This window comes from Mesobacillus jeotgali (genome assembly GCF_900166585.1).
In the GTDB taxonomy this organism is placed as follows: Bacteria; Bacillota; Bacilli; order Bacillales; family Cytobacillaceae; genus Mesobacillus; species Mesobacillus jeotgali_A.
In genome coordinates, this window is record NZ_FVZC01000009.1 from 1,036,356 (window position 1) to 1,055,483 (window position 19,128).

At 42.2% G+C, this 19,128-nt stretch carries 21 protein-coding genes and 1 riboswitch; of the genes, 18 read left to right on the plus strand and 3 right to left on the minus strand.

Going from position 1 to position 19,128, the window contains the following annotated elements; genetic code table 11:
• Positions 1-117 precede the first annotated feature (117 nt).
• From B5X77_RS15265 to B5X77_RS15275, 3 genes are all read left to right on the plus strand, one after another.
• On the plus strand, positions 118-450 hold the full coding sequence (locus tag B5X77_RS15265; RefSeq protein WP_079508826.1) for a nucleoside triphosphate pyrophosphohydrolase: 333 nt from the start codon (positions 118-120) through the stop codon (positions 448-450).
• A gap of 140 nt (positions 451-590) precedes the next feature.
• Positions 591-1,157 (plus strand): hypothetical protein, encoded by a 567-nt coding sequence (locus B5X77_RS15270; RefSeq protein WP_139378370.1) that lies wholly within the window; start codon positions 591-593, stop codon positions 1,155-1,157.
• A 237-nt stretch (positions 1,158-1,394) separates the two neighbouring features.
• Entirely contained in the window at positions 1,395-2,168 is a 774-nt protein-coding gene (locus tag B5X77_RS15275) for an SDR family oxidoreductase (RefSeq protein ID WP_079508828.1), read from the plus strand.
• 172 nt (positions 2,169-2,340) lie between these two features.
• Here B5X77_RS15275 and B5X77_RS24025 read toward each other — a convergent pair whose 3' ends face one another.
• The gene (locus tag B5X77_RS24025) at positions 2,341-2,451 is read right to left on the minus strand and encodes a topoisomerase DNA-binding C4 zinc finger domain-containing protein (RefSeq protein ID WP_079508829.1); all 111 of its coding nucleotides are present in this window, start codon (positions 2,449-2,451) and stop codon (positions 2,341-2,343) included.
• 351 nt (positions 2,452-2,802) lie between these two features.
• Between B5X77_RS24025 and B5X77_RS15285 the strand changes: the two genes are divergently transcribed.
• Both B5X77_RS15285 and B5X77_RS15290 read left to right on the plus strand, forming a co-directional pair.
• A complete protein-coding gene (locus B5X77_RS15285) occupies positions 2,803-3,831 on the plus strand; it encodes a GGDEF domain-containing protein (RefSeq protein ID WP_079508830.1) in 1,029 nt (342 codons plus the stop codon).
• A 15-nt stretch (positions 3,832-3,846) separates the two neighbouring features.
• Positions 3,847-4,452 carry an FMN-binding negative transcriptional regulator gene (locus tag B5X77_RS15290; RefSeq protein ID WP_079508831.1) on the plus strand — a complete coding sequence of 202 codons (606 nt, stop codon included), beginning with the start codon at positions 3,847-3,849 and terminating at the stop codon, positions 4,450-4,452.
• A 229-nt stretch (positions 4,453-4,681) separates the two neighbouring features.
• Here the strand turns inward: B5X77_RS15290 and B5X77_RS15295 are convergent, their stop codons facing one another.
• Together B5X77_RS15295 and shc are read right to left on the minus strand one after the other, a co-directional pair.
• Complete coding sequence (locus B5X77_RS15295; RefSeq protein WP_079508832.1) at positions 4,682-5,221, minus strand: HXXEE domain-containing protein; 540 nt, start codon at positions 5,219-5,221, stop codon at positions 4,682-4,684.
• A 113-nt stretch (positions 5,222-5,334) separates the two neighbouring features.
• Positions 5,335-7,221: a squalene--hopene cyclase gene (shc, locus tag B5X77_RS15300; RefSeq protein ID WP_079508833.1), complete on the minus strand. Its 1,887-nt coding sequence runs from the start codon at positions 7,219-7,221 to the stop codon at positions 5,335-5,337.
• Positions 7,222-7,283: 62 nt separating this feature from the next.
• Here shc and B5X77_RS15305 point away from each other — a divergent pair, with 62 nt between their 5' ends.
• From B5X77_RS15305 to B5X77_RS15365, 13 genes are all read left to right on the plus strand, one after another.
• The gene (locus B5X77_RS15305) at positions 7,284-8,477 is read left to right on the plus strand and encodes a DUF2515 domain-containing protein (protein WP_257391819.1); all 1,194 of its coding nucleotides are present in this window, start codon (positions 7,284-7,286) and stop codon (positions 8,475-8,477) included.
• Between the two features lie 353 nt (positions 8,478-8,830).
• Entirely contained in the window at positions 8,831-9,826 is a 996-nt protein-coding gene (locus tag B5X77_RS15310; RefSeq protein WP_079508834.1) for a hypothetical protein, read from the plus strand.
• Between the two features lie 315 nt (positions 9,827-10,141).
• Positions 10,142-10,338, plus strand: a riboswitch (cobalamin riboswitch).
• 173 nt (positions 10,339-10,511) lie between these two features.
• Positions 10,512-11,483 carry an ABC transporter substrate-binding protein gene (locus tag B5X77_RS15315; RefSeq protein ID WP_079508835.1) on the plus strand — a complete coding sequence of 324 codons (972 nt, stop codon included), beginning with the start codon at positions 10,512-10,514 and terminating at the stop codon, positions 11,481-11,483.
• Entirely contained in the window at positions 11,449-12,243 is a 795-nt protein-coding gene (locus tag B5X77_RS15320) for an adenosylcobinamide amidohydrolase (protein WP_257391820.1), read from the plus strand. Before B5X77_RS15315 ends, B5X77_RS15320 begins: the two co-directional genes overlap by 35 nt.
• Positions 12,240-13,223 carry an adenosylcobinamide-phosphate synthase CbiB gene (gene cbiB, locus B5X77_RS15325; RefSeq protein WP_079508836.1) on the plus strand — a complete coding sequence of 328 codons (984 nt, stop codon included), beginning with the start codon at positions 12,240-12,242 and terminating at the stop codon, positions 13,221-13,223. The genes B5X77_RS15320 and cbiB overlap by 4 nt, the downstream gene beginning before the upstream one ends.
• Positions 13,180-14,256: a threonine-phosphate decarboxylase CobD gene (gene cobD / locus B5X77_RS15330; protein ID WP_079508837.1), complete on the plus strand. Its 1,077-nt coding sequence runs from the start codon at positions 13,180-13,182 to the stop codon at positions 14,254-14,256. The genes cbiB and cobD overlap by 44 nt, the downstream gene beginning before the upstream one ends.
• Positions 14,235-14,816: a bifunctional adenosylcobinamide kinase/adenosylcobinamide-phosphate guanylyltransferase gene (locus B5X77_RS15335; protein WP_079508838.1), complete on the plus strand. Its 582-nt coding sequence runs from the start codon at positions 14,235-14,237 to the stop codon at positions 14,814-14,816. The genes cobD and B5X77_RS15335 overlap by 22 nt, the downstream gene beginning before the upstream one ends.
• A complete protein-coding gene (locus tag B5X77_RS15340) occupies positions 14,813-16,312 on the plus strand; it encodes a cobyric acid synthase (protein WP_079508839.1) in 1,500 nt (499 codons plus the stop codon). The genes B5X77_RS15335 and B5X77_RS15340 overlap by 4 nt, the downstream gene beginning before the upstream one ends.
• Positions 16,299-17,084, plus strand: coding sequence for an adenosylcobinamide-GDP ribazoletransferase (gene cobS, locus B5X77_RS15345; protein ID WP_079508840.1), 786 nt, complete (start codon positions 16,299-16,301; stop codon positions 17,082-17,084). Before B5X77_RS15340 ends, cobS begins: the two co-directional genes overlap by 14 nt.
• Positions 17,042-17,671: a histidine phosphatase family protein gene (locus B5X77_RS15350; RefSeq protein ID WP_079508841.1), complete on the plus strand. Its 630-nt coding sequence runs from the start codon at positions 17,042-17,044 to the stop codon at positions 17,669-17,671. The genes cobS and B5X77_RS15350 overlap by 43 nt, the downstream gene beginning before the upstream one ends.
• Positions 17,605-18,033: a bifunctional adenosylcobinamide kinase/adenosylcobinamide-phosphate guanylyltransferase gene (locus B5X77_RS15355; RefSeq protein ID WP_079508842.1), complete on the plus strand. Its 429-nt coding sequence runs from the start codon at positions 17,605-17,607 to the stop codon at positions 18,031-18,033. The genes B5X77_RS15350 and B5X77_RS15355 overlap by 67 nt, the downstream gene beginning before the upstream one ends.
• Before the next feature lie 12 nt (positions 18,034-18,045).
• Positions 18,046-18,642 (plus strand): cob(I)yrinic acid a,c-diamide adenosyltransferase, encoded by a 597-nt coding sequence (locus B5X77_RS15360; protein ID WP_079508843.1) that lies wholly within the window; start codon positions 18,046-18,048, stop codon positions 18,640-18,642.
• Complete coding sequence (locus B5X77_RS15365) at positions 18,632-19,123, plus strand: ECF transporter S component (protein ID WP_079508844.1); 492 nt, start codon at positions 18,632-18,634, stop codon at positions 19,121-19,123. Before B5X77_RS15360 ends, B5X77_RS15365 begins: the two co-directional genes overlap by 11 nt.
• The last annotated feature ends 5 nt before the right edge of the window (positions 19,124-19,128 follow it).

Sequence of the window (19,128 nt, forward strand, 5' to 3'; positions counted from 1 at the left end):
TGAATAGAGGGAAAATGATATGGCTGCATATTTTACTGTGGAAAAATTTGATTTTCCGGGAAATTTACGAGGCAGAAGTATTCATATAAATGTTATGTGTGGGTTAGTGGTCTAAGTATGGGTAAGTCAAAGGTTTATAACAAGTTAGTCAGGGACCGAATACCTGAAATCATTCATCAGTCAGGAAAGGGATTTAATACAAAAAAACTGGTACATGATGAATATATCAAAGAGTTGAAAAAGAAAGCATTTGAGGAACTGAACGAATACACAAATAGTGCTAGCACACAAGAAGCAGCTGAAGAATTGGCAGATTTATTAGAAGTAATGTATTCGCTAGCAGAAGTTCATGGTTATAAATTTAATCAGATTGAGGAAATTCGTAAACGGAAAGCAGAGGTTAGAGGCGGGTTTAGGGAAAGGATATTTTTGATTGATGTTGAGGGGTAGATAAAGGCAAATAGGAGAAAAGATGATGGTTAAAAAGACATTTACATACCCTTTAATAGATTGCTGGAAACTTCAGTGGATGGCCTAACAAATGAACAAAAGATCAGTTTATGAAGAAATGGATTCGAGACTAGGAGAAGGTGGAAGAAAAGTGGCTGTTGTTATCAAAAAAGGTCTTGGGGAGAAGTGGGATGGCTTTTTTTAGAAATATACTTAAAGGTTTAGTCTACATATTTGTATTTGGTTGGCTAATGGGATTCTTATTCAATTTCGTTTCAGCTTTATCAGGATTCATCATTCAACCAGGGGTGCCTGAAAATGTAAATAACTTAATATGGTCGCTGGTGAGCATTCTGATAGTGCTTGTTTCATTTTTGATCTGCCGAAAAATTGTCCTTGATGTAATTGGCTTTTGTTTGACTTGTGGCTTTATGGGATATCCTTTATTGCATGCTATGCTAGCTATGATCCCGACTCTTCTTTTACTGTTTAAATTTGAGAATAATGGATGGATTCATGAAATAATTATTGGAGCTGTTCTAATCCTCGTCTTTTTCTTTGTTGTAAGTCCTTTCTATCAAAGATTTATCAAGTGGTATTTTAGAAAGAAAGAGATCTTACTGGCAAAGAAGGAAACATTAGAACCTGTTGCTCCTCCACCCAATGCCAAAAACAAAAAGAAACGTAAAAACAAAAGAATTAGTTAGGAAGCAGGGCTCTTTGCTTTGGATGCTATAATCTTTTAAACTTAGAGAATTAACTTGGTAAATCTTACTGATAACCTACCGTGTGGCATGTAATGTCGGCGGAAATATTCACCAACTTTTAATCTGGAAGTAAGCATCGCTTTTTTCTGCAAGACGTGCAGCTGTTTTTAGTAGTAAGCGATAGATAATCAAACTTCGGATAGGCCTTTATAGAATAATGGAAGAGTGAGGATTAAAATGGCTAATCTAAAAGGAAAACTTGCAATTGTTACTGGTGCAAGTCGTTCAAAGGGAATAGGGGCTGCGATTTGTCGCTCACTTGCGAATGCTGGGGCAGATGTGTTTTTTACACATTGGTCTCCGTTTGATGAGATGAGCGGTAATGATGAGGATTTCCCCAATATGTTATGTGAAGAGTTAAGAAATATTGGAGTGAATGCTGCTCACATGGAAGTTGATTTGAGTAGTAATGAATCATCCAGTCTTATTATGGACAGGGTTGTAGAAACGTTGGGAACCCCTGGCATATTAGTGAACAACGCTACCTTTGAATCTCCTGCAAGTTTTCGAACTTTGAATAGAGAGATTCTGGACATGCATTACAAAGTGAACAACAGTGGGACACTTATGCTGTCACTGGAATTTGCCAAACGGTATGAAAAGTCATTTCCTGAGGGGAAAGATGGCCGAATCATTAATATGGTATCTAAAGGTCCTGACCCTAACAATCTCGCCTATATAGCAACTAAAGGAATGATTATCGCCATAACCGAACCATTATCAGTGGCGTTAGTCCCCATCGGTATCACAGTGAATTCTGTCGATCCTGGTCCCACTGATTCCGGTTGGATAAATGATGAATTGAGAGAACAGCTATTGCCACTGTTTCCAACAGGACGTATAGGAGTACCTGAAGATGCGGCGAGGTTAATTACGTTCTTAGCCAGTGATGATTCTGGATGGATTACTGGACAAACGATAAAATCCGAGGGTGGATTTTTGGGTAAATAAGAAATTTAAGAATACTAATATGTGACATTTTTAGCCTGATTCCTTGCTGACTGTGCAGGAAACAGGCTTATGTTTTATAGCTTCGATTATGGTCTTTTAGCAAACCCATTTGGAGTGAAATAGACTGCCTGATACTCAAGGGTTATGTTTTTTTTTGTTTATTCTTGAAAAACTAAGCAGTAAATCGGCAAATTGGATAGCTGCTGCAGCCTATGAATATACCTTTATTCACTGTTCTGGATACAAGCGGACTTCCGCAGCGTAGACATATATTTTCTGTCACCTTGACTTTTTTTGTAGAAGGGCATTTTTAATATCTGTAAGATGCTTTTTCTTAATTTCATTCTTCTGCTTGAAATCCTTGATGACAAATGGAGATCTCCATTTTATATGTCATTCTGTCTTTTGGTGATGCAAACACAAAAAGACATAGCAAAATTTTTTTTATCTTTAGCTATGAACTAAAATTCGAGTATAATTAAAATACTATATTTAGTATACGAATCCACTGAGATGGATTCGTATTTCTAAACGGACAAGGTCTGACCAAGGCTACTCAGACAGTTACCGTTCCGCTATGATGGACGAAATTGCATGATTAATTGGTCCCTTTTACATAAAGGAGAAAACATAATTGAGAAAATTAGGTTCTTTGCAGGACTTTAAAAGGACTGTCTATCTAAGTATGATCATACCCAGTCTGCTGGCTATGATCTCTTATATTTTTTTCGTATTCAACCGTCCAGGACATGGTAAATATATAGCAATTACAGTAGTACTGACCTGCTGGTTCACTATCAGTTTGTTCATGTTGTATCAGAAAAGGCTCATGCGTTTTGTGGAGTATGGAACATTAATCATTATTTCTGCTATGCATATCGGAACAGTATACGATGGCTTTTTTAATTATATTGCCATTGATAAAGCTGGAGCATTTGGGGTTACAGTGATGTGGGTGCCTGCTGTGATTCTGAGCTTTTTCCTTATTCTTGGAGGAAGGCGCGGGCTGGTCTTTTCACTAACTGTTTTTATGGTCATCTTTGTGATGGGTTTAGTGAATTTCCGTGAAATGTCCGAAGATTACTTAATTTCGGTTACACAGTTTTATGTTGCCTATCTATTTTACATCCTGATTATTTATTTCTCACAGTTTTTAATTAAACTTTTTTCCGACTTTGAAGATATGAAAGAGAATGCTTTTACTGATGCATTGACAGGAATCGCCAATCGTCATCAAATCGATATTTGGCTGGAAGAAAAAGTGTCGTCAGAAACAGAAGTGCCAGTATCTCTATTATTTTTCGATATAGATCATTTTAAATGTGTTAATGACAAATACGGACATAAAGTTGGGGATTCCGTCCTTAGGGAATTGGCTGTCCTTATTAAAGAAAACCTGTCATCGTACGAACAGTTTGGCCGCTGGGGAGGGGAAGAGTTTATAATCATTTCCGCTCAATCTCGAGAAAACGTACAGAAGCTGGCTGAAGAACTGCGCTTAAAAATTCAGGAACACAGCTTTGAGACAGCCGGGAGACAGACAGTAAGTTTTGGAGTGACAGAGTTTATCGTGGGTGAATCAATCGATTCATTAATCAGTCGGGCGGACAGAGGCTTGTATCAGTCAAAGCATGAAGGGCGGAACAGAGTGACGATTATTTAAGGGGGAGTAAATCGTATGTATATACCCAAACATTTTAAGCTCGAAGAGGAAGAGAAGATTTATGAGTTTATTGAAAAGTATAGTTTTGCCACTTTGTACTCGACACATAAGGGAGAACCATATGCTACTCATCTGCCATTAATCCTTAGGAAAGATGAAAATGCATTATATGGCCATTTTGCTCGCCCGAATGGACAGTGGAAGGATATCGAGAATCAATCTGTTCTTGTAGTATTCCAGGGTCCTCACTGTTATATTTCACCTTCCTGGTATGAAATAAAAGACGCAGTACCTACCTGGAATTACGTTGCCATCCATTTATACGGAAGGGTGGAGATTATTGAAGATGAAAAAGTAATACTGGATTCTTTGAATGACATGGTAAATAAATATGAAAAGCCAGGTAGTACATACAATTTGAAGAACGTTGACAGCAGATATGTTGAAGGAATGAGTAAAGGCATTGTAGCTTTTAAGATCACCATTACAAAGATTGAGGCAAAAGCGAAACTAAGTCAAAACCATCCAGTGGAAAGGCAAGAGTTGATTATTCAGAGTCTAGAGAGAGATGTGGATCAAGATAATTTAGAACTAGCGGCACTCATGAAGGAAAATCTGTGAATATATTAAACTACAAAACAGACAGGAGATCTTCCTGTCTGTTTTTTTAAAACTATTTTTCCTTACAAATATGTTCACTTGCCAGGTATGTTAAGACCAAGTGATGCAAGTTAATGTTCCCTTAAGAATTTCATTCAAAGTTCCAAAAGATCGTAGAGTTTTATTTTAGGAAGGACAGCAAAATACTACTGAAACCGTCAATCGATTTATTTAAAAAATATAGGGAGATTCATCGAATAAAATAACGGCCTAAAAGATTGCCAACCAGAAAAACCAGTATCATGATTAAACTAACCGGAAGACTGATGAAAAATAAATGCCAGTCCATCTGTCCAGATTCGGCTAAAAAATAATAGGTAACGAGGCAGTAAGGGATCAGGAGGAACAGGGACGTTATGATGCCAGGTGTATAGGCCCTGAACTTGATGCTTTGAACGATATGCATGGTTGCCTGCAAAACAAATAAATTAAGAATGGCTATAAACATAAGAAAGCCTTCTCCGTTAGATGAAAACTTAGCGGTCATCACTGCAGTGAAGGAGATAATCAGTAAAATCCATGTTGCTGAAACAGCAAGTTCGGCAGCGGTTGACCCAAGCTTTTGCCTCATTCTTAATGTCCTTTTAACGAAGTTAGTCTTCGGATATTTGTCTGCAGCCATGGAAGATTCAATGGTTATGATTTCTTCGAGGTCATGAAAAATAAAAATGATGGGAAACAACCAGATTAATGTTTTCAGATCTAAAAATTGGTGGAACTCCGCTAACATCTTAGTCTGCCTCCTTGTTTCCGATATTGTCGTTTATTGTGGTTTGTTCATTTTATGGGACAGGAATGAATATTATGCGAAATCCAAACAAGAGAGCACAATTCATAAATGTATTATTCACTGGTTAAGAGCTGCCCGCCAGCTAATTTTTGAAAATGAGCCAGAGCTAGCAATGGAAAAACATACTCATAACAATGGTAATTGATATAAAAGGCTCCGGCCATTCCCCTTCCTTTTGGGTAGGTCGTCGTCCACTCTTTTTTCTTCCTATCCACTAAAAAAGCTGCACCGTTTTCAATTTCAGGGGTAACTTCATTTGCTGCTGAGATGAGTGTGTCAAGAGCCCAGGCGGTATGTGTGCGGGTGCTTTCGCCGAGGGGCACATACCGTTTTTTGATATCACTTTTACAAGATTCTCCCCAGCCACCGTCGGGATTCTGGATTTTCCGCAGCCAGGTTAGAGCCTTTTGGATTGCGGGATGATTCGGAGAAACCCCAACTGCAACCATTCCTGTAACAGCGGCCCATGTTCCATAAATATACACGCCCCAGCGCCCGACCCAGGATCCATCTGAATTTTGATGCCGCAGCAGCCAGCGAATCCCGTCTTTTATCATTGGGTGGTGGAAATCCAAATGGGAGTAGTTACCGAAGAACTCTAAAGTCCTTCCCGTTAAATCAGCGGTAGACGGATCAATCAATAAATCTTTTCCACCCTCTATCGGTAACAAATTCAACACTTTCTTATCTACATTTTTTTCGAATGCCGGCCAGCCTCCGTCATTGTTTTGCATGGAAATGAGCCAGTTTATGCCACGATCCCATGCCTGCCGGCTATCTACTTGCTCTGTGGCCAATGTACGTATCGACCGAAGTGCTGCTGTTGTGTCGTCAATATCCGGGTGAAATGTATTCAAATCCGCAAACCCCCAGCCTCCGGGCAACAGATTCGGTTCATGAATGGCCCAATCTCCGTATTTGAGATGCTGGCGGGAGAGAATGTAATGATTTGCGTTTTGAATAGTGCCGGATGAATAGGGGAGTCCGGATTCTTGCAGTGCATAATTAATTAAAGTCGTATTCCAGACCGTAGCCGTCGTGTACTGGCAATGAAGTTCTCCGTCTATTCGGGTGGCCATTGCTTTTAAACCTTGCACGGCGCGAGTAATCACCGGATGTGTGCTTGGATAGCCTCTCGCCAGTAAGGCGAAAATCATCAGAAAAGTCGAGCTGAAATAATTGCAAAAGGTGCCGTCGGGTTCAAGCCGATCCAGCATATATTTTTCGGCGCGATATAAGGACAATTCGCGAAGGTTTCCATGGTATTTCAAGCCCTTGATCCCTTGTTTTATCCAATTGATCAACGAGCGCGCCTCATTTTCTTCATCCTGTGTAAAAAAACGGACATGGTTATTTTGAAATAAATCGGAAAGATTGGGCGACCGAGGTGTTCGCTTACGAAAATTCGTATTGGCGAGTATCAAAAAAGGGATAATATTGGCTCTGCCATATACAGAGAGGTCAAAAAGATTGATTGGAAAGGAGTCAGGTAAAAGCATCACTTCTATATTAATGGGGAAGTGCGGCCATGCACATTGTCCTGTTACGGCCATCAAGATTTTCAAAAACATATGGACTTCCGCGGCGCCTCCGTTGGCCAGAATAAAGCGTCTTGCCGCCTGGATTTCCGGATCTTTTTTATTTCGGTAACCAGAATAAAGGAGGGAGTAATAAGCTTCCACAGTGGATGTCAGATTCCCTTTTTCCTCATCATGAAACAGTTTCCATGATCCATCTCCCTGCTGTTTTCCTGCGATGCGTTCCACCAATTCTTTTATGAACTCCTCATCATTTATTTCCAATGTCCGCAATAAGATAATCATACTGCAGTCCGATGCGATCCCGGTTTCGAAAGGATAACGCCAGGACCCATCTTCAGATTGGTCCTGTATTAACTGATTAGCGATTCTGTTCATTTCGTTGTATACTCGCTGCCTCATATTACCCTTCCTCTCTCAAAAAATATTCATCTTTGAATTCATATTCCGGGAGAAAGATGAATATGCATTTCTTTGATGGGAATGACCGAAACACTCAAGACAATCTATGGCAAAGGATGATGCCGTTTTTGCTGAACTCCTTCTCAGATGTAAAAAGAGAGTTGAAAAAAAAGATAAAAAAGAAATCTCCCTGCCATCCGTCGAGTTTATCAGAACATGATAAACAATGTATTAAATTCATTAAAGAACAGACGAAACAGCATAATCAAAACAATGTTACACGCAGCCAGGCTTATTTTCATTTTTATCTTCAGCACCCAGAGATACATTGGGCGCTTCTCGCGCATATGGTATCCCGAAACGTCGGGTGGAACATGACGGATCTAAAAGGGGAATTGCTGACAAAACTGCTGCCTGAAAGTGATCAGAAAGCCTTTTTTTCTTTTCTGGAACGGGGCAGTTGGCTGATTTTTGGGGATATATTCCCTCAATTTTTGATTTATGATCTGAGTGTGAGAGGCAGCCGAGAAATGTTCCACCTGTTGCCTTTTTTCGGCACTTCCACCTTCATGGATACGATGTGGAGTTATTTTTGGCGAAGACGGGATAGCTATACATTGGCGATTGCGATGGTAATAAATGAACAAAGCTATTTGGAAAATAGATTGATTCAAAATCATCATTTCAAAAAAAATGTAACAGGTACGGTCAGCTTTAAAATGTATGATTTTTTGCAGCTTAATAACATTATTTTCCCTTATGGTTCAGGGGAAAAAAGGGAGAAAGCTTTGCTTACCGGCTCAGCCTTACGGTATTTCACTTCTCTCCACGAAAGAATTTTATTCGGTAAAAAATTGTATTCGCTTCTTTTTCAGCATGAAGAGATTCTAAAGGGCGTGTTGAAATGGGCGCATGAGCATCCTCACACGGGCTCACGGAAAGATTATTGGCCACATTTGTTTAATGATATCAATGAATCATTACCCCGATCCCTTTATAAGCGCCGGGTCAAGAATTGCGTGTTGAGAAAGGGTGCCGAGCGGCTGTACAGTCCGCCTTTAAAATATGCCTGGCCAAATATTCCTCATGAGGATGCTGAAGGTGGAGATTGGTTTAAGGACTGGCATATCCTTGATTATATTCATAAAGAAGTCAGTTTGGATGGCGATATTTTAAATAATTATTGCAAAACCATAGAAACAATCGAACTTGCTGTTATGGCGAAGGAAGCCATACTTCTGCGAGAAGAAGAATAATCAATGAAGAGCGGTGTTCCTGACACACACTTTTGAATAATGCAGGGTTAATGGGTTATTTTCCAATAAAATATCGAAGTAATATTTAAGTTCCATTACAGGAAATCGAAAATCTCCTTTCCCGGGTTGAACTAGCCCATATTTCTTTCATTTACCTGCTTTGCTATTCTAGCAATTTTACTTTCGTGATTTTTGTTATTAAAAAGCGCAGGGCACATACCCTGTGCTTTTTCTTGGCTTTATTCCTCATACCAGCTGAATCTTAAATTAAACATGGTGCAAAGCGGATTTTTTACGTAAGTCCATACCCTTAAATTAGGGATGAATAAAATATTTTGAAGGGAGGTTTGTGTATGGCTCATTTTATTAGTAACGAAAAACCACCCAGTGTGGCAGCACCGGCGCAGGCTAGTGACTTTGAAATTATATGTGAGGAAAACTGCGGCATGACAACGTTTGAAGGCCCTCCAACTTATACCCTCGTTCCGCCCCTTGATTTGTGTGTATCCACTGTTACGTTTAATAATTGGCGGACGATTACGGGCGGCAATGTGGGCAATTGGCCATCTCCCCGCACTGTGATTTATTGGCTTGATGGCAACGAGAGGGATATGACTTTTAGCCCTGAAGTGTCTTCCATCAGTTTTTATTATTCCTCTTCAGTGGAAGTTACAATAGAGGCTTTTGATGCTACTGGCAACTTGATTGCAAGATTAGTTGAACCGGCAAACTACCGGGAACCCGTCTATGATGAATGGGATTTAGTCACAGTTGATGTAGGGGCGAATGCGATTGCCAGACTGAGAATCACCGCTGCCTCTAATTCATTTGGTTTGGATAATTTACAGGTGTGCAGGATTGTCTGCCCTGTTGCCAATCCGCAGACATGCTGCAAGCAAATGGTTGAACATAAGACTCAGCTTGTTCCTCCAGCTTTAATAGGGGATGAATTTAATCCTGTTACCTATACAAATGTGATTGAAGCAGCAGTAGAAGCTGTTTGTCCAGAGGAGGTCATGATCTGCGGGGTCCTTCGTAAAACGATTACCTATGATACAATTTTATACAACCAGGAAACAGGAATGGATGAGATCACTGCAGGCTACCAGGTTCTCGATGAAGTCCCGTTCCAATGCATGATTGATCGTGAAGATGCAAATGCTGGCGATGCTTTTTACATTACAGGAGCTGCAGTCCTTTGCAATGTATTTGTACGTACAGGAAATATTGGAACAATTCAGGACCCAAGAGACCCTGAAAATGAGTTAGAGGCTGCCTGGTCATTTAGTGAAAAAGATATCGTGAAAGTTTGTGTACGTAAGGGAACCGCTCCTGTTCCTCCAGGTTAAAATGAAAGTCGGGTATATAGGTTCTATGCTGAAAGACGTCACTAGAGTGATTAAACAATATAGATATTCCTAATGTTAAAATCAAAAGGCTTTATTAAAGTCTTTTGATTTTTTATGTTTATCCACTCTTACCTATTTTGAAAGAATGCAGAATAAAGTTAGGAATTATAGCAGCTATTTATTAGTAGCCTTTTAATCATTTACCTGCTTTTTAAGCCAAGAAAAAATGTACTTAATAGATTAAATTTTAGATAATTTATACAAATTATTACTTCTATCGACATGAATTGTGTATAATTGAAACCAGCGGAAAATTTTATACATAAAGAATCTGGTGTCTGCTAAACGAAATAGTAGTTTAGAGACTTAATAGGGAAGTTGGTGAAATTCCAACGCGGTCCCGCCACTGTAACTGGGAGCTTCAAGCCTGATGCCACTGTACATTTTGTATGGGAAGGCGCTTGAAAGCAATGACCAGAAGCCAGGAGACCTGCCTGATTCTTAGCGCCACAACCTACGAGGATAGGAGGTGTTTGGAACGATTCTGGCTTTTCATTAGAGGAACCGACACAAACATCTCCATGAGTAAAATGGAGGTGTTTTTTTAGTTTCATAGACTGGTTTTGTTTTGTTTTGCAAGAAGTTTAGTACAAACCTTTTAAAAGAATTTTCGGAGGAATGACAGATGAAGAAGTTGAATGCATTATTATTTGCTCTATTATTGACGATTGCGGCTCTGGCTGGGTGTGGAAGCAGTACTGAACAGTCAAACGCACAGCCTGCAAAGAAAAATGAAACAGCGCAGAAGGCAGAAGTGAAATTCCCTGTCAGCATCACGGATGGAACAGGACAAGAAGTGAAGATTGAATCGAAACCAGAAAAAATCGTTTCACTGATACCAAGCAATACGGAGATTGCCTACGGCTTGGACCTGGGTGATCAAATTGTCGGAGTTTCTGATTTTGATAATTATCCTGAAGAAGTAGCGAAGAAAGAAAAAATTGGCGGCATGGAGTTCAATGTTGAGAAAATCATTTCTTTAAAGCCAGAGTTGGTCCTTGCCCATGCGTCAAGTGCACATACATCTGCAGCAGGTCTTCAACAGCTTAAAGATGCGGGAATTACAGTACTTGTTGTTAATGATGCGACTACATTCGATCAAGTTTATGAATCTATCAGCATGATTGGTACAGCGTCAGGGGAAAAGGAAAAAGCCGATGCTTTGATCGCAGACATGAAGAAAAAGATTGAAGGGATCAAATCAAAAGCAAAGGAAGTAAAAGAGGAAGACAGAAAGTCGGTATTTGTCGAAGTGTCCCCGGCGCCTGAAGTTTATGCAGCTGGGAAGAAAACCTTCATTGACGAAATGCTGCAAATTATTAATGCGGAAAATACTGTAACAGAAGAAGGATGGCCTAAGCTTGATTCAGAGGCGATTATTAAAAGCAATCCAGACGTGATTATCACGACCCATGGTTACTATACTCCGGAACCGGTGAAAAATGTAACAAGCCGCAAAGGCTGGGACAAGATTACTGCCGTAAAGGAAAACCGTGTAGTGGATGTTCATTCCGATAAGGTGACAAGAACTGGGCCGAGGCTGACAGAAGGAGTAGAGGAGCTTGCAAAAGCTGTTTACCCGGATGTTTTTAAATAATAAGTCTAGCACTGATTCTCATTCAGAGGATGCCTTGCCAGAAATGGCATTGCCTTCTGCAAATGCTTTAGACGATACACCACCAGTGGAAATAGGAGAAAGCTATCTGGAAGTGACTGGAGATTTCATTGTCTTGAAATCTCCTGTTCCTTTAAGAACGATGTCTTCAGGAGTTGTAGGGGCCGGAACCGGCTGGTACAGCAAGTTCGTGAACCGGCATGTGAACAAGGATTATAATTGCAGTGACCATCGGGAAGAAATGATCCACTATTTGAAGGAGCAGGGATTCAAGCCCGGGGCAACGGTCGGGATGATGACTGCCGTGATGACAGAGGATGTATGTTATAAGCAATATCAGGAAGCAGGTTTTTCAGTCTTTATCGTTGTTACTGCAGGTATTGGAAATGCGGTGGATGCCTCGAAAAGCAGCGAGTATTATTCCTATGACACATCACCCGGAACCATAAACATATGGATATTCGTCAGCGGGGAACTGACTGAGGAAGCTTTCATCCAAAGTATCATGACCGCAACAGAAGTGAAGACAAAGGTGCTGCACGAACTGGAGATCAGGGACCCCATGTCAGGGACGGTGGCAACAGGAACTTCTACGGACAGCATTCTAATTGCCTCCACGCAGCGTGGGGAAAAGCTTGAATACGCCGGCACGATTACTCCTCTTGGACGTATCATTGGCAAGGGAGTCTATGAATGTACAGTAGAAGCAATCAGGAACAGCCGGAAAAGGGTGAAGATATGATTCTGAATCATCTTATCGCCGTGACACTGGCTGTGGTCCTTGATTGGTTTGTTGGTGATCCGCCGGATTGGCCGCATCCTGTAAAATGGATGGGAACACTTATTTATAAGTTAGATAGGACAATGAATAGAGGAAACGGCAGAAAAGCTAAAGGAACGGCAATGGTCGCTGTCGTCCTGCTGATCATAGGAAGCGCTGCCATCCTGGTCACATCCTTTTTTTATTACCTGCATCCAGCGGTGGGAATCCTCATGGAAGCTGTTCTGATTTCAACCGCGATTGCTCAAAAAAGCCTCAAGGAGGCTGGACTTTCGGTTTACCATCCACTTGTCGATCAAGATATGGAAGAGGCCAGGCATAAGCTCTCCTGGATTGTTGGCCGAGATACAGACCAGCTTGAGGAACCAGAAATTGTCCGGGCAACTGTTGAGACGGTTGCTGAAAACACCAGCGATGGCATAACTGCTCCGCTTTTCTGGGCTGTGATTGGCGGAGCTCCGCTTGCACTTGTTTATCGGGCAATCAATACCTGTGATTCGATGGTCGGTTATAAAAATGAAAAGTATTTTGATTTTGGCTGGGCATCGGCAAAGCTTGATGATTTGGCGAACTGGGTGCCAAGCAGGATCACTTCCCTTTGCATGGTCATGATGAACCGCCCGCTTTACAACACAAGAATTGCCGCCTGGAAAGTGGTCAGGCGTGATGCAAAAAAACACCCAAGCCCAAACAGCGGCTGGGGAGAGGCAGCGGTAGCAGCGATACTGGGTGTCCAGCTCGGAGGCATCAATTATTATAAAGGCGTCATTTCTGAACGTGCCACGATGGGTGAAGCCCTTGTCACTCTTGAGAAAAATCATATTCTAGCAGCAAACAAAATCGTTACAGCGACTGTCCCTCTGTTTTTAACAGTGCTGTGGCTTGGGGGGATTCTCTTTGAAATGGCCATCTCATGGTGCCAATCCACACTATTTATATGAAGCGATGAATCTGCCAGTTCCAAAAGAAAAGCTGGATTTCAGTGCCAATATTAATCCACTGGGTCTCCCTCCTGTGTTAAAAGAGAATTGGTCTCGGCTCCTTGAGGGTGTCTCGGAATATCCGGATCCACACGGAACAATTTTAAAAAGAAAGATTGCCGAACAGGAAGGATTAGATGAAAATCAAGTCCTGCTTGGGAATGGAGGGGCGGAAATCATTTCACTGATTGGCCGGATGCTTGCTGGAAAACAGGCGGTGATTGTCCAGCCTGCTTTTTCGGAATATGAAGAAGCTTGCAGGGTGAATGGCTGCAAGGTGCAGTATCACCAGCTGCCGCCGAACTGGGGCTGGGAGGATCGGGGTTTAAGTGACAAGCTCAAGGAAGCTGATGCTCTATTTCTATGCAATCCTAATAATCCAACCGGTACCTACTATCCTAGACCCATTATTATTCATTTGCTGGAGGAGTGCAGAAGGCATCATTGCTTGCTGATCGTGGATGAGGCATTTTACGACTTCCTCGCAGAATACGAATCTATCACTCAATACATACATGAATTTAATAATTTGCTCATCATCAGATCGATGACAAAAATGTTTGCTATACCTGGCTTGAGGCTTGGCTATTTGCTCGCGAATCCTGAAGTCATCAAGAAAATCGCAGCCTTCCAGCCACACTGGAGCACGAATGCGATTGCCTTGAAGGCAGGTGAATGGTGCCTCGATAGTGAATCTTACATAAAAGAAACAATTACCTTAATCGAGCAGGAAAGAAGGCGTCTTTTCGGTTTTTATCAAAACAGGAACCTGTTAGTCTCTCCATCCCGCATTAATTTTTACCTTCTAAAGGATCCAGTTTTTGAAGACCAGTATCCATTTCTGCAATTCCTGCTTAATAGAGGAATCATCCCCAGGCATACATTGAACTTTCCTGGACTTGAAGGTGGATGGCTGAGATTTGCGATCAAGGGACCTGAAGATAATGACAAATTGATGGAGGCGGTGGATGAATGGCTGGAGAGTCGTCTTTAATTTTTATCAGCGGCGGTGTTCGTAGCGGCAAAAGTCGTTTTGCGGAGATTCTTGCGGGTAAGTGGGAAGCTAAATATTCCGGGCAGCTGCATTATGTTGCTGCAGGGCAGCCTAGCGACCAGGAAATGAAAGAGAGAATTCTTCGTCATCAACAGGACCGGGAATTCAGCGGTCTGCATTGGAGAACCTGGGAAATACCGAGAAATCTTTCTTCGTTATCAATGGTTCTCACAAAAAACGACATCGTCCTGCTTGATTGCCTGACAACGTTACTGAATAATGAATTTTTTTATAAAGATGGGCAGTGGAAAAATGATAACTTCCCGAAAATGATCGCAATAAAAATCATCAATGAGCTGAAGCAAGTGGCTGAACAAGCTAGAGCGTTTATCATTGTGAGCAACGAAGTCCTTGGAGAAGCGGTAACCGATGATCGGCTTGTATTTACCTATGCTAAGGTGCTGGGCCAGCTTCATCAAGCTATTGTGAAAGAAGCAGATTATGCTTATTTAGTGGAAGCTGGTGTGCCGATTATGATGAAGGGAGAGTGTTCTTCATGAAGGGAATCATGGTTCTAGGTACAGCATCTGATGTTGGAAAAAGCCTGATTGCCACTGCAATCTGCCGGGCCTATGCTAATGAGGGTGTTCGTGTGGCGCCTTTCAAGTCGCAAAATATGTCAAACAACTCGTATGTCACCTCTGATGGAAAAGAAATCGGCAGAGCCCAGGGTATACAGGCAGAGGCAGCAAGGACAGAGGCGACGGTGTGGATGAATCCCATTCTGCTTAAACCGAGGTCCGACCAGAACGCGGAAGTGGTCTTATTTGGGAAGGCAGTCAATACCTTATCGGGAAAAGCATACAGGGATATTTTTTACGAAAAGGGACTTAAAGCAATCTCTTCCGCTTTTGAAAATCTTGAAGATGAATATGAAATGATTGTGATGGAGGGTGCGGGCAGCCCGGTTGAAATCAATTTAAAGGACCGTGAGCTTGTCAACATGAAGGTGGCAGAAATCGCCGATGTACCGGCTGTACTGGTCGCGGATATTGACAGAGGCGGGGTATTTGCCAGCATTATTGGCACTTTGGAACTTATGACTCCCGAAGAGAAATTGCGGGTAAAAGGTTTGATTATCAATAAATTCCGCGGTGACCTATCCTTGTTCGAAGAAGGCATTAAATGGCTGGAATCTAGAACAGGGATTCCAGTCCTTGGCGTACTCCCGTTTCTCGAAAACCATATGATTGATGGAGAAGATTCCTTATCAATCCCGGCATCCACTTACAAGGCCGGGCTGGATATTGCGGTGATCAAGCCTCCATACATTTCGAATTTCAGTGATGTAGAGCCTTTCTATCTTGAACATGATGTCTCGGTCCGCTGGGTCAGTTCACCTGGGGAGATCGGTGAACCTGATGCTATCATCCTGCCAGGCACAAAAAGCACCATCAAGGACCTTCAATATTTTAAAAAGGCCGGGATTGGAAGCTGGCTCCGTGATTATGCTGCAAACGGGGGATTTATAGCTGGGATTTGCGGGGGCTATCAAATGCTTGGCGATAAGCTGATTGATCCGATCGGGAGTGATACCGGCACTGCAGGCTCAGAGGAAGAAGGAATGGGGATCATTCCGGCTGTCACCACTTTTTCAAAGGATAAAATCACCGTTAGAATAGAAGGGAAGCTTCATCAAGACATTGGAACCACTCTTACTGTCAAGGGTTATGAGATTCATCTTGGGCAAACTGAAATCGGATGCCGTCAGCCATTTTTGTTGTTGAATAATGGCAGGGAAGAAGGTTTTTATGGAAAGAATGGCCGCATTATTGGTACATATCTGCATCATATTTTTCACAATGATGAATGGAGAAATCTCTGGCTGAATTCCATTAGACAGGCCAAGGGGCTGCCAGTACAAAAACCGGTTTATATAGGCAGGCTCAAGGACCAGAAGTATGATGAACTGGCGGACCATCTGAAAGAACATCTCGACTGGGACAGGCTGAAGGGAATTTCTTATAATTGGAGAAAAAGCCATGAGTTGGTTTAAGGGATTTCTGATCAATCTCCAGTTCTTCTCGACTATACCGATTCCTTTTAGCTTGCCAATGGACAAAAAGCATCTGGAAAGAGCGATTCAAACATTCCCTTTACTGGGGATCGTGCAAGGTGCAATTTACGCAGGTCTTCTATATAGCATTATGGAGTGGACACCATTTTCTACTCTTGCAGCTGCATTTGTGCTGTGGCTTGCAAGTATTCTTATAACCGGTGGGATCCATCTTGATGGCTGGATCGATTCTAGTGATGCTTTTTTCTCCTACCGGGATCAGGAAAAGCGATTAGAAATCATGAAGGATCCAAGGACCGGGGCGTTTGGTGTCTTGTCCGTTATTACACTGTTGGGTTCAAAGTTTTTCTTTCTATACGAAATTGTAGGCATGATGGATAGTGCTACCTACTTGCTAGCACTTGCTATTCCTTTTCTTAGCAGAACAGTCATGGGAGTCCTGCTCGTTACAGTCAGGCCAGCAAAAAATGAAGGGCTAGGGGCATTGTTTAAAAATGCTTCATCAAAGAGAACGTTATGGATTTACCCGGTTTATCTTCTTGGTTTTGCAGGGATTCTGCTTTTTAATGGTGTATATATAAGCCTGGCCAGCTATCTCATTGCTGTCATTCTCGTTACCTTATTCCTTAAGCAGAAGATAGTGGAATGGTTTGGAGGGTTGACCGGGGATACGCTAGGCGCAAGTGTCGAACTAACGGAGGTATTACTGTGGATGACATTGTGGCTATTGCATTATTTCGCCATGGGATGACGATGGAAAATAAACGTCAGGCATACCTGGGATGGACGGATTCACCTTTGGTGCCTGGACAGGTTTTTCCTGAGATTCTTGAGGATTTCGATAGGATTTATACAAGCGATCTTGGAAGGTGCAGGGAAACTGCGAAAGTCCTTTTTCCTAACAAAACTGCAGAGGTGGTACCTGAACTTAGGGAAATGAGTTTTGGAGAATGGGAAGGGAAAACATACGAACAGCTGAAGAACGATGTCATCTATCAAAAGTGGCTGGATGAACCTTTCAGAATTTCTCCACCAAATGGGGAATCCTTTTTTGCCTTTACTCAGCGCGTAAATAAAGGTTGGGGCGAAATTACCGGGAAAATGATTGAACATCGAGTAAAAACATCTGCATTAGTCACACATGGTGGAGTGATTCGTTATTTATTGACTGCATATTCTCCTGAAAAGAGAGATTTTTGGGAATGGAGCATTCCGTATGGCCGCGGCTATCAATTAACCTGGAGCAGAGAGGGTTTAAGGAGGGGTGAACGATGCATTTCGTTACGGGAGGTGCCTTTAATGGAAAATCAAAATGGGTCAGGGAGCAATATCAGCTAGATGGTCAAGAGTTTACGTGGACCTCAGCTTACAAAGGGGACGAAATCCCTGTACTGAATGGTAAGCAAATCATCGTTTTGGAAGGCATTGAAGTGTGGATTCGACAAGAGACTCGAAGTATTGCTGCTGATGAAAGCCGGGAAACATGGCAGTCGATCATTCGGCAGTGGCTGCAATGGGAAAGTAAGGACCAGCAGCGGAAACTGGTGCTAATAGGGAGTGACATTTCTAAAGGCATTGTTCCCATTGCTACCGAAGATCGATCATGGCGTGATACGACAGGATGGGTTTATCAAGACCTTGTATCAGCTGCTGAACGGGTTGACGTGATTTGGTATGGAATCAGTCAAAAACTAAAATAAAGGGGAATGGACATGAGATTATATACAAGAACAGGCGATAAAGGAAAAACAAGCATTATCGGAGGCCGTGTTGAAAAAGATGATATTCGTGTAGAAGCATACGGAACCGTAGATGAAGTGAACTGCTTTGTAGGCCAGGCTGTTACCCAGCTGGATCCTGCAATTTTTTCAGATGTCCTTGAAGATCTGGAAAAAATCCAGCATGAGCTATTTGACTGCGGCGGTGACTTAGCAAATGTAACGAAGAACCGGGAGCTAAAACTGACAAAGGAATCCGTTGAATACCTTGAAAAGAAAATTGACGAACTGATTGTGGAAGCTCCGAAGCTTGAGAGATTCATATTACCGGGAGGAGCTCCTGCTGCCGCTTCGATTCATCTTGCCCGGACCGTCACAAGAAGGGCTGAAAGGCTAGTAGTTTCATTGTTGAAGTCTGACCCGGAAGTTTCGGAAACCGCTCTGCAATTTTTAAATAGATTGTCTGATTACTTCTTTGCTCTTGCCAGGGTGATTAACTTCAGACTCAATCTGCAGGATGTTGAATACGTACGAAGTGCCAAGGTATTCAGGGAGGGAAAGCGCAAGGAGGAAAAGCAGGGTGAAGAATAGAAAGTTATCCTGGTTGGCTATGTTCATCGCCCTTTCGGCGGCGGGCGCTTTCATTAAGATCCCGGCAGTGATTGGGAGTGTGGCATTAGATTCCTTGCCTGCCCTGATGGCAGCCGGACTTTTAGGAGGACCAGCAGGAGCAGCAGTTGGGGGAATCGGTCACCTGCTATCTGCAATTATTGCTGGAATGCCGCTCGGACCTTTTCATTTCCTGGTTGGCGGTGAAATGGTTCTTCTTGTTTATGTTTACGGCTTGTTATATAGAAATGGCAAACCCTGGTCTGCCGCCGCTTTATTTATCCTGGGCAACAGCTTTGCCGCCCCGCTGCCGTTTATCATGTTAATGGGTAAGTCCTTTTACTTAGCTATTGTGCCATCATTGTTTATCGGTTCGATTTTAAATACTGTCCTTGCTTATGTCGTTTTGCCGAAGGTCGCTAGAGTGCTTGGACACCTCCTTCCATTTTCTAGACAAGCATAAACGGA